The 15,774-nt window shown below is 41.4% G+C and carries 11 protein-coding genes; 5 read left to right on the forward strand and 6 right to left on the reverse strand.

Annotation, left to right across the window (positions count from 1 at the left end; translation table 11 throughout):
- The first annotated feature begins 147 nt into the window (after positions 1 to 147).
- Together H6H03_RS03020 and H6H03_RS03025 are read left to right on the forward strand one after the other, a co-directional pair.
- Positions 148 to 1,764 carry a glycosyltransferase family 39 protein gene (locus tag H6H03_RS03020; RefSeq protein ID WP_190953660.1) on the forward strand — a complete coding sequence of 539 codons (1,617 nt, stop codon included), beginning with the start codon at positions 148 to 150 and terminating at the stop codon, positions 1,762 to 1,764.
- Between the two features lie 128 nt (positions 1,765 to 1,892).
- Positions 1,893 to 2,441: a GNAT family N-acetyltransferase gene (locus H6H03_RS03025; protein ID WP_199338708.1), complete on the forward strand. Its 549-nt coding sequence runs from the start codon at positions 1,893 to 1,895 to the stop codon at positions 2,439 to 2,441.
- 298 nt (positions 2,442 to 2,739) lie between these two features.
- Here the strand turns inward: H6H03_RS03025 and H6H03_RS03030 are convergent, their stop codons facing one another.
- Together H6H03_RS03030 and H6H03_RS03035 are read right to left on the reverse strand one after the other, a co-directional pair.
- The gene (locus tag H6H03_RS03030; protein WP_190953661.1) at positions 2,740 to 4,233 is read right to left on the reverse strand and encodes a DUF3131 domain-containing protein; all 1,494 of its coding nucleotides are present in this window, start codon (positions 4,231 to 4,233) and stop codon (positions 2,740 to 2,742) included.
- A 165-nt stretch (positions 4,234 to 4,398) separates the two neighbouring features.
- The gene (locus H6H03_RS03035; protein ID WP_190953662.1) at positions 4,399 to 4,719 is read right to left on the reverse strand and encodes a 2Fe-2S iron-sulfur cluster-binding protein; all 321 of its coding nucleotides are present in this window, start codon (positions 4,717 to 4,719) and stop codon (positions 4,399 to 4,401) included.
- Between the two features lie 280 nt (positions 4,720 to 4,999).
- On the opposite strand from H6H03_RS03035, the gene H6H03_RS03040 reads away from it, so the two are divergent.
- Complete coding sequence (locus H6H03_RS03040) at positions 5,000 to 6,004, forward strand: aldo/keto reductase (protein WP_190953663.1); 1,005 nt, start codon at positions 5,000 to 5,002, stop codon at positions 6,002 to 6,004.
- Positions 6,005 to 6,143: 139 nt separating this feature from the next.
- Here H6H03_RS03040 and H6H03_RS03045 read toward each other — a convergent pair whose 3' ends face one another.
- On the reverse strand, positions 6,144 to 6,899 hold the full coding sequence (locus H6H03_RS03045; protein WP_190953664.1) for a hypothetical protein: 756 nt from the start codon (positions 6,897 to 6,899) through the stop codon (positions 6,144 to 6,146).
- A gap of 5 nt (positions 6,900 to 6,904) precedes the next feature.
- Complete coding sequence (locus H6H03_RS03050; protein WP_190953665.1) at positions 6,905 to 7,807, reverse strand: hypothetical protein; 903 nt, start codon at positions 7,805 to 7,807, stop codon at positions 6,905 to 6,907.
- Between the two features lie 179 nt (positions 7,808 to 7,986).
- Here H6H03_RS03050 and H6H03_RS03055 point away from each other — a divergent pair, with 179 nt between their 5' ends.
- Complete coding sequence (locus H6H03_RS03055; RefSeq protein ID WP_190953666.1) at positions 7,987 to 9,324, forward strand: TIGR04222 domain-containing membrane protein; 1,338 nt, start codon at positions 7,987 to 7,989, stop codon at positions 9,322 to 9,324.
- Here H6H03_RS03055 and H6H03_RS03060 read toward each other — a convergent pair.
- Positions 9,321 to 9,923: a methyltransferase domain-containing protein gene (locus H6H03_RS03060; protein ID WP_190953667.1), complete on the reverse strand. Its 603-nt coding sequence runs from the start codon at positions 9,921 to 9,923 to the stop codon at positions 9,321 to 9,323. The genes H6H03_RS03055 and H6H03_RS03060 overlap by 4 nt on opposite strands.
- A 357-nt stretch (positions 9,924 to 10,280) precedes the next feature.
- On the reverse strand, positions 10,281 to 11,633 hold the full coding sequence (locus tag H6H03_RS03065) for a selenium-binding family protein (protein ID WP_190953668.1): 1,353 nt from the start codon (positions 11,631 to 11,633) through the stop codon (positions 10,281 to 10,283).
- Positions 11,634 to 12,013: 380 nt separating this feature from the next.
- Here H6H03_RS03065 and H6H03_RS03070 point away from each other — a divergent pair, with 380 nt between their 5' ends.
- Positions 12,014 to 15,595, forward strand: a complete 3,582-nt coding sequence (locus H6H03_RS03070; RefSeq protein ID WP_199338710.1) for a PAS domain S-box protein — start codon at positions 12,014 to 12,016, stop codon at positions 15,593 to 15,595.
- The last annotated feature ends 179 nt before the right edge of the window (positions 15,596 to 15,774 follow it).

The following is a 15,774-nucleotide window of genomic DNA, read 5'->3' on the forward strand; positions in this document are numbered from 1 at the left end:
TTGACAGACCACTAAATCGCCTTGAGAACACTTCAAGAACCCTCTTTGAGCTAATCTGAATTCAGCATAAAATTTCCTATCTTTTGCTTGGGACGTGCGCGTGTAAAAAACATCGCTCGATAAGGGGTAAATATGAGGATTTTGAATATGAATTGGGAGAACGCTAGAGATTTTTTCATTTCTAGAGCATACGGAAACAGAAGCTACAATTTTGTAGTTGCACTAGTATTCATAGCCGTTTTAATTGCTCACCTCTATCAGTTAGATAGTATACCAACTGGTTTATTTATTGATGAATCTGCTATCGGTTACAACGCTGCTCTAATTGGTCAAACGGGAATGGATGAACACGGCATCTACTTTCCCACATACTTTAGAAGCTTTAATGATTACAAGGCTCCTATTTATATATACGCTGTTGCTTTGATATTTAAGTTGTTTGGAATATCAGAATTCAATCTCAGATTCACTAGCTTTACTTTTTACATTCTGTCTTTAATTTTGACACTGATTCTGATTTCTAAGATATTTCAAGGAAGCAAAATTATTTTGCTTTATGCTCTTATATCCTTTGGATTTCTACCACACTTCTTTACAGTATCTAGGATTGCTTTTGAAGTAATTTCTCAATTGACCACCATTTCGGCAACTGCACTTTTCGTGTGGATGATATTTCATGAACGCCAAGAAGGGAAATTAAATTACTTTAAGGTGTTGCTTTGCGGGTTAGCTTTGGGTACTTCTGTATATACATATCCTACTGCTCGGATCTTGTCATTCTTGATGTTAATTTCATTATGGATTGTTTACTATGAGCGAAATAACATCAAGAAGCTAACAGGTATTACATTAACATTCTTTATTTGTTTGATTCCATATATCCTATTTTTAGTGAATAACCCAGGCGGTTTAACAGCGAGATTTAGTAAAATTTCTTATATTTATCAATCTATACCTATTTTTGATAAAATACTCATATTTATTCAGAATTATATTAAGTATTGGTCGCCAGACTTTTTGATCCGAAGTGGAGATACAAATTTACGACATGCAACTGGGTATGGAGGGGCTGTTTTTAGCATAACTTGGTTTCTCTTTTTGCTAGGTTTAATAAATATTTTGATGAGCAAAAAGCTAATTCTCAATAAATTTAATATATTCATTTTAATTAACTTAGTTTTATCACCTGTGGGCGCTGCATTAACATCGGGAATTTCTCCTCATGCGTTGAGAAGTTTGTTGATAAGTTATTACATCTTATTGATCTCTTGCTATGGTATTCAATTTATCCTATCAATTAAAAATTATTATCGAAAGCAAGGTCTAATTACCTGCATAATAATCTTTCTGATATTTGAAATAATTGGTTATCAGTTCAATTACTTTATATTCTACCCACCTAATAGCGCCAAAGCTATGGAAAGCTTGAATTTTAAAGAGTCTCTCCAAGCTGCTGTAGATCGAAATCCTAAGGAAGTTATCTTTATGAATGAACCTTCGTCTCTAAACTATATACATCTGAAGTTTTATTCATACCTGATTGATAACCCCAAGCAAATCCCAATTAAAGAGGTTGAACACCCTGTCCCTAGCTTAGATAGTTGTCTACTATATTATCGAAAGCATGAGGCAGAAATAGCTAATTCTAAAGTTCACTTTACTGAATATCAAATCAGTAAGTCTCTCAACCAGATTCAAAACGTTATGAAAGCCAAAAAATACCCAGATATTATAAAAGTAAGGTGTTATAATCATCTAGAATAAAAAATCGTTTTTCTAGTTTTTATTGATATTTCATCTCCGCTAATCCTAGAAAAAACTAATCAATAAAAAACCTCAGTATTTTGAGAGCTTTCAAAGCATTTGTTGGATTTTAAAACTATTAAAGCTATATGAATAATTCAAATAAATTTATATTACAAGATGCAGGTTACATAGCAATAAGACTAGCTCAAAGTGATGAAAAAATTCTTCAGCACCTTTTCGAGCAATGTACTGACTACGCTATTATGACGGATGGACATCCGCCTCTACCTTCTGCTGCTGCTGAGGAATTTTTAGCCTTACCCGAAGGTAAAACTATAGAAGATAAATTTATTTTTGGTTTATTTACTCCAGATGAGAATCTTATAGGAATGCTCGAAAGTATTCGGCATTATCCTGATTATAAAAGTTGGTGGATAGGTTTAATGATGTTGGCTCCAGAACACCGAACCAAAGGATTAGGCTCTCAATTTTACCAAGCTTATGAAAGTTGGGTGACACAGCAACAAGCGCAATATGTATTTTTAGCTGTTCTGGAAGAAAATCAGCTAGGATTTGCTTTTTGGCAGAAGCAGGGTTTTGAAGTGATACGCATAGCACCACCCCAGCAATTTGGAAACAAACTTCATCAACGCTATGTGTTGCGGCGAGAGGTGGGTGATACCGTTTCACTTTAATAATTAATACAAATAGACGGCAGGGGAGAAAAGGCTTTTGGGATTTTTGCACAAATGCGGTAATCATAAATAGACCTGCCTTGAAAATAGGGACTGGGGACTGGTGACTAGGAAAGAAATATTTTCATTCCTTCGTTGTGAATTGTGTTCATGGAGTCTCTTGCAAAAGTCTCAAACACCCCAGCTTCCAAATTCAGGTCTTCTCGCCAGTCTGGTAAACCAATTTCTGCTTGTTATTCCGATGGAGTCTGGCCCAGCCAACAGTGTCTGCCAAACTCCTATCACCACTTTGCAATCCCTATTTTGGCAACTTGCTACTTCTCTTAACTCCTGCCCAAACGGTAAGCGGTTGTCCGACTTTCTTGTACAGGAGACTTTCTAAAATCACGCCGTTATTATTGGCTGTCAGAGTTTTATTTGGCTGACGCAGAGATTCATAAAAACCGTTGTACCAACCATCTTTTGATTTGAGGTTGGTTTGGACGAAATCAAATAACTGGCGTGTGTAAGCAGTGTTATAAAGCACATGCCAGCCTACTGTTGCTTTGGCACTTAAAAAGCGCAAATCATTACGCTGTTGGCGAGTGTCTGTGATGGTAGCCCAAGCTTCTCCGTTGACAAACAAACTGCTGTAAACAAAGTAAGGAGGACGATCTAAGTTGTCTTCGGTGACGGCAGTTAATTGTTTTGTCGCTTGATAGCGAGATTCTTGAGCAGCTAAAATTCTATCGGCGTAGGCTTTCGGCAAAGCTTGAAACCCAGTTTCAATACCATCTAATATATAAGGTTCGCTTAAAACATAGTTATTAGCTTCAGATTTTTTATAGTCACGTCGGTCGTAAGGAATTCCTTGTCCGTAAAGATTTACGAAGGCAGTATGGGACTGATAATCTAAGGCTTTATTAACATCCAAGCCCCAAAGGTTCAGTCCATAGGCAGCATAATTCTCGTAGCCCAAGCGACCTTCTTGGTTGTACTGTTCTCTACCTTTGATGACGCTAGTACCGTACATTTGCCCATTGTTGGTAAGGCGCTTGACTTGCCAATGTTTCCAAACGTCCTTGGAGAGCGATCGCATTTCGGGATACTTTGCACCAACAATCTTCAACCAGATTGCCATTCGCCCCAAATCAATGGCAGACCAACCAATTTCTTCGCGTTTTTCTAGTTCGCCATAATTAACGGGTATGAGGGTTTTTGGATTGTAGACTTTGTTGGGTAGTTCTTCTTTGTATAAGGGCAGAGATGCCAGTGTTTTCAACATTTTGGTCATTTTGGCATCAAATTCCGCCGCAGGCACGATATTGAGTTCTCTAGCGCTGACTAAAGCGGCGATCGCTGCTGCCTGATCCCACATAGTTACGGAGGCAAAGCCATCAACGGAATTAACTAAGCCAGTTTCGTCATTCCAGTTGCGCTGGAAGTATGACCAAGCTTGACGAGCAGTTGCAATTTCCTCTTTTGTTAACGATCCTGCACCAGGAGCAACATAAGGAGTGATGGCTATTGTTAATTGATTGGGAGGAATGGGTTCGCCTGGTAAAACTACAGATGTAGCGTCAAGCTGAGCTATTGTTTCAGCTTCTTGAGCAGTAAAAGGAGCGTTTTGTACGGGTTTGTTTGGTTGTGAAGCAGTTTGGGATGTTGATATTTCAGATTTTTCAACAGAAGTTGGCGAAATTTGTTTTGACCAAAAATTAAAACCAGCGATCGCGATGACAGCTGTCACCACTCCTCCAACGGAAGCCAGGATGGACAAGCTTTTAGGTGGGGGTTGAAAATCAGAACTCATAGGGATTAAAGCCTCATTTTATGAATTACAGTCGCTTGCGTAATCTCACCAGACTTTATTCTTCCCAAATTTGAAATCTGATTAACTTAATTTTCCATATCCGAATGAATGCGGTGATAGTTCGGAGATTAAATGTAATTAAAATCACGTATTAACCAATTAATCTCACCGACGACCTTTAAACGGATTGATGTAAAGTTGGTCTTGGCATTCCACACCCACCTCAAACTTGCAATCTGAGCGAGGATAGGCAATGCAAAGTAAAACATAGCCCATTGCTTCCTGTGCAGACTTGAGGGCGATCGCCCCAGACTGATCGACTTTGCCCTCAATTAGACGCGCTGCACAAGTAATACAGCCACCGTATCGGCAACCCACTGGTAGACGTAAACCTGTGGCTTCTACGGAATCTAATATGTATTGGTTTTCTGGTACTTCTACAATGAAGTTATTGCGATTGACAAGTTGCACTCGGTAACTTTTCATACAAATTAGTGTGTATGTTGAGTGTTGACGGTTATCAGTCAACGGTTAATGGCTACCTGATTTTAAGAAAAGCGATCGCCATGACAGCATTGTTTATCGAAAATTCTTAATCTTAATCTAATAATTATTAACTACGGTTAACCGATTGATATACAGTATTTTATAGCTTAGCTTTTCTGAAAGTAACCCTAGTAGCTGTGTAATGCTCAGGGAAAACAATGGTCAAAGATTCATTTGAACTAGAAATTACTACCGATTCATCACTTACGGAGCAAAGAGTATGACTACATACGTAAATCTTGGGAAAAGTGGACTAAAAGTATCACGCATTGCTTTAGGTACGATGACTTATGGCGATCGTAAATTGCGAGAATGGGTGTTAGAAGAAGAAGAAAGTCGTCCTTTTATCAAACTGGCTTTGGAATTGGGGATTAATTTCTTTGACACCGCCGATGTTTATTCTCTGGGTGTGAGCGAAGAAATCCTGGGACGAGCATTAAAAGACTTTGCCAAAAGAGATCAAGTAGTGATTGCTACCAAAGTTCACGGCAAAGTCGGTGATGGCCCCAACGATCGCGGACTATCTCGCAAACATATTTTTGATAGCATTGATGCCTCATTGCGGCGTCTACAGACAGATTATGTCGATTTGTATCAGATTCACCGTTGGGACTACGAAACGCCAATTGAGGAAACCTTAGAAGCACTGCACGACCTCGTAAAAATAGGTAAAGTCCGTTACTTGGGCATATCGAGTGTTTACGCATGGCAGTTTGCCAAAGCCCTTTTCCTCGCTGACCAACACCGTTGGAATCGCTTTGTATCCATACAAAACCACTACAACTTAGTGTACAGAGAAGAAGAAAGAGAAATTATCCCTCTATCTCTAGACCAAGGAATTGGAATTATTCCTTGGAGTCCCTTAGCGCGAGGCTTCCTGGCTGGTAACCGCAGCAAAGAAGATTACGGTCAAACTGTACGGGCAAAAACCGATGAATTTGCTCACAAACTCTACTATCAAGATTCAGATTTTCAAATTGTCGATCGCGTCGTCGAATTAGCACAAAAACGGGGTGTGAAACCAGCACAAATAGCCCTAGCTTGGCTATTGCATCAACCGGGTGTGACAGCGCCAATCGTTGGCGCTAGTAAAATCGAACATCTCAAAGAAGCAGTTGAAGCTGTGGATTTGAAACTTTCAGATGAAGAACGCAAATACTTGGAAGAACCATACAAACCCCATACCATCTTAGGACATCAGTATCCTTCCGGGAATCGCGTGTAGGCTGGGATTAGAGAGGAGGCAGAAGGCAGGAGGCAGAAGGTTCGGTTCATACTAAGTTGCAATCAGATATAATATTTCTCCCCCTGCTTCCCCTGCCTTCGATAAATTTGGCGTTGCTGAATTTGAATATTCTCAATTCTTACTCTGACAAATTGGGGCGATCGCCAACGAACTGATCGTAAAATTTATATTTAAGCTGATATGCGTTATCTTCAACATTAATACAGTAAAGTAAAGCATCTTCAGAGGTAATTAGTCTTTCTAAATGAATTGCCAATTCTTGAGAATGAGTGAGTCCCCCTAGAAAGTTTTCTTTACCAATATCAGAATTTCTGCTGTCATGAATCATGTGAAAATAATAGAATTCCGATCTAATTTTGTGATTCGATTGCCCATTTGATAAGCGTTCAGAAATTCGTTGCCAGAGACAGGAATATTCAACTGAAACAAGTACCTCTGCCCAAAAACGAAGAAACGCTACAAGCCCAACTTGAAAATACTTTTCACTCAGACAACCGACCATTAATTTATAGCTTTCATCTCTAACCATTTTAGTTATAGCCGTTTCGGGCATTGCTAAAATCATTTCAGACGTAGCACCAAGATTGAGCAGATCTTGGAAAAGTAATTCTCGATGAGAAGGAAGTGGAATGCCTTTTGTATTGCGGGGGAATTCCTCATTTAGGATGCCTCTGACAGTTCGTTTAATCTGCTCGTCAGCAAGAGCATCAATGGCAAATTCGTAGATGTTGACAATGGAAAGCGATAGAAAGCGGCGCTGGATGAGAATTTCAAGTAAATCCTGCCAAGGGATGGCATCAATCTGGGTAAATAGTGGATGCGATCTAAATTTATCAATCAATGAAATCTCGAAACTGTTGATTTTTTCAATCATAAATTCTAGTTGGTAAATAGGATTTTCAGGTCATTTCTCCAATTTATATTTGGATCTGGATAAAATCGGCGAGCAACTTGCCACATTAATTCAAAATCGTCTCGTAAAGTATGCGTTATCAATTCATTAGAAGTATTAAGTTTTAATTCCAACTGAAATGTATTAATAGCAAGCGACCCATGTAGGAAAGGCGCAGCTAACATATAATCACCAGCTCGATAAATTGCCAGAGAAGGAAGTGTATCATAGAGTTTAACATCGAGAAGTTTAGAGCCTCCTGCAACTCTGATGATTTTTTCTAGCGTCTCCAAATTGGCGATTACATAATCACAAATATTGATTTCATCACTAATGCTAGTATTAGCATACCTTCTCAAAACATTTTCTCTAAGCTTGGCTGCTTCGGAATAAGGCCAAGCAAGTAATATTCTGACTTGAACATCGTTTTGAATACACCGAGTTAGATGCTCAAAATAGTCATCCAAATTGGGAGCAAAGGTTTGAAGAATGTCTACCCGCTTCTGCTCTGGATTGTCTACATGAATCAATTTATCAATTTCCTTTCCAAATGTATCGCTGGGAAAAATCGGATAAATATAAGTCAAACCAATTTGAGAAAAGAATATATCTTTATTTTGATATTGAATATATTTTTCAGTCAAATATTTATGAAGTTGTGGCAGCTTATATCCCTTACCTGTAATTTGAAATTTTTTATAGATATTCTTGAGTCTTTGGGTAAAAGCTTCTTCTTCTATTATCGAATATGATGTTATGTAAATTTCTAATAAATCTTTTTTTGTTGGGCATTTGGTTTCCTGCAAGCACATTAATACTTCTGTTTCCAGAGGAGTAAGTTCATATTCTCTACAGTTGCATAGCGCTTCTAAAAAATTCTTCCAACTCATAAAACAGTTGCCAATTACAAATCGGATAAAAACAAAATAATTCGTAATTATTCAATCAGAGACATTTAGTTAATCCATTGTACTTCGTAGATATATTACACCTGACTACACTTTCCCAATATTTACTCATCTCTAGACACGAGGGATGATGAGCATACCTTTAACAAAGGTCACTACCCATGCTAAATTCTTTTCAAGCCGCCCTCTATCAACGTTTACAAGATTTTGAATTAGATGACCCAACCCATGAATTTGGGTTTACTCGCCATCTGATGAAAAATCAAGGCTGGACGCTAACCTATGCACAAAGAGCGATCGCAGAATATAAAAAGTTCGCATTTTTAACTGTGGTAGCTAATCATTACGTGGTGCCATCCGATCAAGTCGATCAGGTGTGGCACGCTCATGTGCTACTAACACAGTCTTACTGGGAAGAGTTTTGCCCAAAGGTGTTGGAGAAAAACCTGCACCATCATCCGGCGCGGGGTGGAAGGACAGAACGCGCAGAATTCCATCACCTCTACGTGCAAACAATTACTAGCTATCGGTATTTTTTTGGCTCTCCACCAGAAGATATTTGGTCGCCCCCCGATATTCGATTTGGTGCAGAACTGAAGATGCAGCGAGTTAACTTAAGCGAACATTGGGTGATTCCTAAACGTTTGCCTCAATTGAGACTTGCCCAACCCTTAGCTGCTACGGCAATAATTACCTTTGTCACCGTTGGTTGTGTGGATGTAAGGCAAGAATCTAGCCTTGGGCGATTTGTGAGTGATTTAATTGCCAATCATTCTATTACCATTTTTACTCTATCTGCGATTCTTGGGCTGATTTTGCGTTACTCGATCCGCATACCCGATAAACAACCACAAAAGCCTCAACTGGATATTTATCAAATAGCTTATTTGGCAGGTGGGAAATTACGAGCAGTAGAGTTAGCAATTACACAACTCGTGCATCAGGGATATCTGCGTCCAAATGTGCGCCATCGTACTTTAGCGATCGAAAAAGCGCTTTCCCCTGAAGCAACCAATTTGGAGCGACAAGTAATGCAACAGGTTCATCAAACTCCACATTTACAGAGCCTACGGCAAACAAGCAAATACAAAATGGATTTTCTACAAAAACGGCTGGAGGAAGAGAAACTTTTGATGGCAGGGTGGGCAGGCAGAATCGCAATGAGTTTTGGACTCTTCCTGCCGATCGCAATTTTAGGTGGAGTAGCATCAGTTTTTCTAAATAAACCATTGATGAAAATCGCCCCAGTTGTTGATATCATTACAATACTGTGGACAGCCATCGGTATTATCACTGCCTGCTGTTTTGTCCCTTCTGTCCGAACTCGCTGGGGTAGTCGGATACTTGGAGACATCAAGAAAAACCACGATGTCTACGATGTAACACAAAGATTTGCCCTTTATGGCTATGGGGTGCTTTCGGGTGGAGCGCTGGACGATTTAAAGCAGATGTTTAAAGCAGAGGATGAGGAAGCTGCTTCAGGTGGCTGTGGCTGCTAGCTCGATCTCACCTGAAAAATTGCCAAATGTTCTTCGCCTTTGCGGCTGGGTATGGAATCCTTCGCAGCTTTAAACAGGATGATATCGAAGTAGGGTGAAAAGCTATCCAAAATTTCCTGTGGCTTGACACCAAACGGGGGGCCATCTAACCGACTATGGGTAAAAAACAGGGCAATCAGTTGGCCATTGGGACGTAGTAAGTTTTTTACAAGCTGTACATATTGCGATCGCAACGTTGGATCGATGGCACAAAAACAAGTATGTTCTAATACGTAATCAAAACTATGTAGAAACTCTGCTTCCAATTCAAAAATGTTGCGTTGTAAAAATTGAACGTTCAGTTCTCGTGCTTTGGCAATAGTAGAAGCACGGGCGATGGCACTGGGAGCAAAATCAAACCCAATGACATCAAACCCTGCTGTTGAAAATAACATCGCATCCTGTCCGCTTCCACAGCCTAAAACCGCCATTCGTCCCGGCTTGGGGGCTTGAACTGATGCCAGAAGATTGATAAATGGTGGAGCCGGACAGCCCAAATCCCAAGGATCTCGGTTTTCTTGATACCGTTTTTCCCAAGCTTCAGCGTTGAGGTCAATCATGATTGAATTCTACTTTAGGAGGCGGGGGCAGGGGGCAGGAAGCAGGGGGGAAAAGGCTTTTGAGATTTTTACCAGATGCGGTAATCATAAGTGATTAGCCGGAGGTGATATGTTAGCCCTTCAACCGAACATTATATGAGAGATGGATTGCCAAAAAGCTTATCTACTAATACCAATTCTCTGTGAACTTGCACTTAATGATAATTCCTTCTTCCTTGGCGTCCTTGGCGTTCTTCTCTACGAGACGCTACGCGTTGGCGGAAGCCTCTCGTAGAGAAGGCGGTTCGTTTAATAAATATTAAGTGCATCTTGATGGAAAATCGGTATAACTATTTGACAATCCAAAATTGTATTACATTAAATCCAAATATCAGAAGTGCAATCACCGCCAGGATAGCGCATCTCATGGGCACGAGAGGGGCCTGCTGGTTCTTTGCCAAAGTCAACGTAGAAATCTTCGTTGATTTTTAGTCCGCCATTTTCGGTATCGCAATCAATCTGTAATAAATATGAGCCGGTCTTGGATAACTCAGGATAAAACTGATTATCCCAAGTGCTAAATAGGGAATTTGTCACATAAAGCCGTTTGCCATCCAAACTCAGCTGTAACATTTGTGGCCCGCCAGCTAATTTATGACCTCGAACTTCACCAGCGTTACCTAACAAACCACCGCACCAAACTTGACCGGTGAGTCGAGGATGGGATGGATCGCTGATATCATACTGACGGATATCTCCATGCAACCAATTGGAAAAGTAAACATAGCGATCGCACATTGAAATCAAGATATCAGTAATCAACGATGGCACTGGTATCGGCCAACCTTCCACTTCTACTGAAGCTATATCAATTACTTTCTCTATTTGCCAATGACCGTTAGGTTTGTGCCAATGCCAAACATTACTACTGAGTGCTGCGGCCACAAACCCATGAGTGCTGTCGGGGTTATGGTGAAAGCGCACTTCTAAGGGAATTAATCCTTCTTGTCCTAAATCAAAACTTTGGATAATTTCCCGTGTTGACCAATCCCAAAAATGTACGTGATGGCCGTAGTTATCGGCTGCTACGTCGTTGAGGTCAAAACCAGGATAATAAGTTTTGGGTGCAGCCCACTCACTACTCACCATGATGTTATGACGCGGCTGATACCAAAAGTCATAGTTAAACCGCATACCTTCGGCTTGGCTCTCCCAACGTCCAGCAATGTCAAAATTTTCATCCAGTAACAAAAAGCCACCAGGTCCATTTCCTTCACTGTCGCCCAGCATGGAAATCATTACATGACCATCTGCTAGACAGTGTACTGTGTGGGGGGCGGTTAAATTGGTTTTTTGTTGAATTTCTTGTGGTTCAATGACTTTGTGCAGTTTTGGCGCTTTGGTATCTGCGGTATCAACAATATAGATGCGGCTAGAACGTTGCCCAGGTATGACGGTAAATCTGCGGGATTTACCAGCATCGCCGTGACAAGAGCTACAAGCATTCCAGCCAAAGTGATGTAATTCATCGCCAATGTAAGGCATAGATAGACGATGAATCACTTGGGAATAAGTGGGAGAATTGGGGTCAACGTCTACGGTGGCAAGATAATCTGGTTCTTCGATACCAGTACCAGTATAAAGAGCGATCGCATAAAGCACCTTTTCTCTTTCGGCTTTGGTGGCTGCTTCTGGAGAAGCGTAGCCAGGGCCGCAGCAAGCATGAGTCATAGTTTTACACCTTAGAGGCTATGAAAAATTACCATAAGTTTACAACAAGCCTCGATAACGAATAAAAACCAAAATTACTCGCATATAAGAGGCTATTTATAAAGTAAAAATAAAATTATTGTAGGGGAGCCAGTGCGCCCTTGCGGGTTAAGAGACTTGTACCGCTAACGCGGAACGCGCTTTCTTAGCAACTGGTGTTGTGTTAAGCTTACTTGTCACGAAAAATATCAGATGAGCGGCTAACGCACCTTACTAAAAATTTATTTTATAAATGGTCTTTGAGCAACAAAATTAATACTAATAAAGATAACTCAATCAGTTGTCTGAAAATCCTTTATTATTAATTTCTGCGACTGATTCTAATTTTGCCAATTAGGTATATGAGTATGTTAACTCAGCGAACTATTGTTGTAATTGCTGGCTCTGATGAGGACGATAACGATTATGAGCATCATTTACAACTTGATGAGAGTTTTACATACAAAATTATCAAACAGCAATCCAAAACTCATATTTTGGTATTATTGCGATCGCAACAAATTGATGCCATTCTTTTAGAATTAAATTCTTCCCAATCTAGCAACATCGATCTGATCGGGCAACTAAGCAAACAGATGGGGAAACAGTGTCCCCCAATTGTAGTAATTGGCAGCGCTGATGCAGAAATAGCAGTGCAAGCCCTCAAGAGTGGAGCGGCAGATTATTTAGTAAAAGACCGCATGAGTGCTGATAATCTGCGCCAAACTATGCACAGTGCGATGAAAAATGCGGAATTAGCAGGAAAATGGCTTTGCAGCCACGAGCAATTACAAACATCAATGGAGAATATGCTCGACTGCTTTGGCATCTTTTCATCCTTAAGGAATGAATCCGGCGAAATCATAGACTTTCGCATCGATTATTTGAATGCAGCGGCCTGTGAAAATAACCGGATGCCCAAACAAACGCAAATTGGCAAACAATTTTGTGAAATCTTCCCCGATCATCGAAAAGCGGGGCTATTTGCCGAGTATTGTCGGGTAGTGGAAACGGGAGAGCCATTAATCAAAGATTCGCTAGTTTGGGAAGACACCTTGGACGACCAAAAGTTGATCCGGGCGTTTGATATTCGAGCAGCCAAGTTAAATGATGGGTTTGTTGCATCTTGGCGCGATATTACAGAAAGTAATGACTACATTCGGCAAATTGAAGTTGCTTTACAGCAGAAAATCGAGGAAGCAGAAGCAGGCAGACAAATTCTAGATGCGGTGATGGAATACATTCCTGAAGCAATCACCATTGCCGATGCTCCTGATGTTAGGATTCGCCAAGTGAGCCGCTACGGTCAACAATTGATTGGGCGATCGCCACAGGTGCTTGAGGGCATTCCGGTGGAAGAACACGTAGAAGCCTGGAATATTTTCTACACTGATGGCATAACTAGACCGACAGCTGAGGCCTTACCCCTGACTCGTGCTGTTAAGCAAGGTGAAGTTGTCATTAATGAAGAATGGGTAGTGCGAAAACCTGACGGACAACAAATTGTAATTTTGTGTAATGCTGGCCCTATTTATAACTCCAAAGGCGAAATTACTGGCGGTATCATTGCTTGGCGAGATATTAGCGATGCTTATCGGCAAGCTACGCAAGACAAACAAGTCGAGTTAGAACGTCAACGTAGTGAAGCGATCGTTCAGGCATTTATGGCAGCATCTCCCATTGCCTTGGCCTTATTCGATCGCCAGTTACGGTTTCTGTATGCCAACGAAGCTTTAGCAAAAATCAATGAATTCCCCTTAAATGAGCATTTAGGACGCACCTTGTGGGAATCTGTGCCTCAGATAGCATCTCAATTTGCTCCTCTACTCCTCCAGGTGATGGAAACTCAACAACCCGTCCTCAATCTGGAATTCAATGGCGAACTCAGACCTGGTGTATTTCGCCATACAATTGCCAATCACTACCCTGTTTGTTTGCCTAATGGTGAAGCGATCGGAGTTGGGGTAGCAGTGATGGACATTAGCGAAATTAGCCAGGTACAGCAGGAACTCAGAGAGAGTGAAGACCGCTTCCGCACCTTGGCAGACAACATTTCCCAGTTTGCTTGGATGGCAGACAAAAACGGGCAAATCTTCTGGTATAATCAGCGCTGGTTTGATTACACAGGCCTCACCTTGGAAGAAATGCAATCCAAGGGTTCTCAGCAGGTACAACATCCAGACCATTTTGAACGAGTGTTTCAAAAGTTTTATTGCTGTGTTCAAACAGGCGAAATCTGGGAGGATACCTTCCCTTTACGCGGTCAAGATGGACAGTATCGTTGGTTTCTCTCTCGCGCCGTTCCGGTGCGTGACGAACAAGGTGAGGTTTTGCGCTGGTTTGGCACTAATACTGATATTACCGATCTCCAACAAGCACAAGCAGCGTTGCGTGAAAGTGAAAACCGCCTGCGACTCGCCCTTAAGTCAGCCGAGTTAGGAATCTGGGACTTCAACCCAATTACAAAAGTATTGCAATGGGACGAGCAATGCAAAGCCATGTTTGGGCTGTCACCCCAAGCCGAAGTCAACTACGATATTTTCCTGGCAGGCTTACATCCAGAAGACCGCGATCGCACCCATCAGGTTGTACTACAATCGTTCAATCCTGAAAGCGGCGGCGAGTATGACATTGAGTACCGCACCGTGGGTATCGAAGACGGCATAGAACGGTGGATTGCGGCAAAGGGAAAAGCTTTTTTTAACCAGGCAGGAGTAGCTATTCGCTTCATCGGTACAGTTCTCAACATTACTGAGAAAAAACGGGCTGAGGCAGAACGGGAACAACTACTCCGGCGCGAACAAGCAGCACGAGAAACCGCCGAACGCGCAAATCGCATCAAAGATGATTTTTTGGCTGTTCTCTCCCACGAATTGCGATCGCCCCTCAGTCCCATACTTGGCTGGTCAAGGTTATTGCAAACGCGCAAACTAAGTGAAACCAAAACTAACGAAGCCCTAGCTATCATTGAACGCAATGCCAGATTGCAGACTCAATTAATTGATGACCTGCTTGATGTTGCCAAAATTGTCCGCGGCAAACTCAGCTTAAATGTAACCTCTGTGAATTTGGCCTTTATCATTGAAGCCGCCCTCGATACCGTAAGAACGGCAGCGCTGGCTAAATCTATCTCACTTCACACCTTATTACCCAATATTGGGCAAGTATCCGGCGATCCCGCCCGCCTCCAGCAAATTGTCTGGAATTTGTTGTCCAATGCCATCAAATTTAGCCCCAGTGGCGCACGAGTAGACATTGAATTGAAAAAAGTCGGTAATCAGGCACAAATTACAGTGACAGACACGGGTAAAGGCATCAACCCAGACTTCCTTGGCTACATTTTTGAATCCTTCCGCCAAGAGGATACCTCCATCGCTCGTAAGTATGGCGGATTAGGGCTGGGGTTGGCCATCGTCCGTCAATTAGTTGAGGCACACGGCGGTACCATCGCCGGTGATAGTCCGGGAGAAGGTTTAGGAGCCACCTTTACAGTCCGCTTACCCCTGCTGAATGTTGAACCCCAAATCGACTACAAACAGCCGTCCTCACTTCCAGAACTAGATCTCACAGGAATTCGAGTCTTAGCGGTCGATGACGATGCGGATGTTCGGGAGCTATTAACAGTAGTGTTTACCCAGTACGGAGCAAAAGTCATCACCGTTACCTGCGCGGCTGAAGTCCTAGCAATCTTGGAATCCTTTCAACCGGATGTGTTAGTCAGTGATATTGGGATGCCCAGAGTCGATGGTTATTCCCTAATTCAAAAAATCCGGACTTTACCCCCTCAACAAGGTGGACAAATAAAAGCAATTGCTTTGACTGCCTATGCAAGAGTTGATGATTGTCAGCAAGCCTTAAAAAGTGGCTTTCAACAACATGTTACAAAGCCACTGGAGCCTGAAAAATTAGTTCAAGCTGTCTTCGCACTTACACAAACTAAGTAAAGAACTGCAAGAAGTAATACCAATACTCTAAAATTCGGCAACAGATTCAAATCTTGAAACCCAAGTGGAATGGTGCAAAGAAACCGAAGTATATAACGAAAAGTAAAGTCAACTAAAACTCAATACCGTTCAGTTAAGGAAATTAATCTGTTAAGGCAGGCAGGGGAGACAAATCAATT

This window comes from Nostoc paludosum FACHB-159 (genome assembly GCF_014698835.1).
GTDB lineage: Bacteria > Cyanobacteriota > Cyanobacteriia > Cyanobacteriales > Nostocaceae > Nostoc > Nostoc paludosum.

What these genes read in the sequence shown, in the direction of transcription:
- H6H03_RS03060 (WP_190953667.1), bottom strand. Translation starts at nt 9,923, where the DNA reads ATGATTGACCTCAACGCTGAAGCTTGGGAAAAACGGTATCAAGAAAAC.
- H6H03_RS03025 (WP_199338708.1), top strand. Translation starts at nt 1,893, where the DNA reads ATGAATAATTCAAATAAATTTATATTACAAGATGCAGGTTACATAGCA.
- H6H03_RS03035 (WP_190953662.1), bottom strand. Translation starts at nt 4,719, where the DNA reads ATGAAAAGTTACCGAGTGCAACTTGTCAATCGCAATAACTTCATTGTA.
- H6H03_RS03040 (WP_190953663.1), top strand. Translation starts at nt 5,000, where the DNA reads ATGACTACATACGTAAATCTTGGGAAAAGTGGACTAAAAGTATCACGC.
- H6H03_RS03045 (WP_190953664.1), bottom strand. Translation starts at nt 6,899, where the DNA reads ATGATTGAAAAAATCAACAGTTTCGAGATTTCATTGATTGATAAATTT.
- H6H03_RS03020 (WP_190953660.1), top strand. Translation starts at nt 148, where the DNA reads ATGAATTGGGAGAACGCTAGAGATTTTTTCATTTCTAGAGCATACGGA.
- H6H03_RS03055 (WP_190953666.1), top strand. Translation starts at nt 7,987, where the DNA reads ATGCTAAATTCTTTTCAAGCCGCCCTCTATCAACGTTTACAAGATTTT.
- H6H03_RS03030 (WP_190953661.1), bottom strand. Translation starts at nt 4,233, where the DNA reads ATGAGTTCTGATTTTCAACCCCCACCTAAAAGCTTGTCCATCCTGGCT.
- H6H03_RS03050 (WP_190953665.1), bottom strand. Translation starts at nt 7,807, where the DNA reads ATGAGTTGGAAGAATTTTTTAGAAGCGCTATGCAACTGTAGAGAATAT.
- H6H03_RS03070 (WP_199338710.1), top strand. Translation starts at nt 12,014, where the DNA reads ATGAGTATGTTAACTCAGCGAACTATTGTTGTAATTGCTGGCTCTGAT.
- H6H03_RS03065 (WP_190953668.1), bottom strand. Translation starts at nt 11,633, where the DNA reads ATGACTCATGCTTGCTGCGGCCCTGGCTACGCTTCTCCAGAAGCAGCC.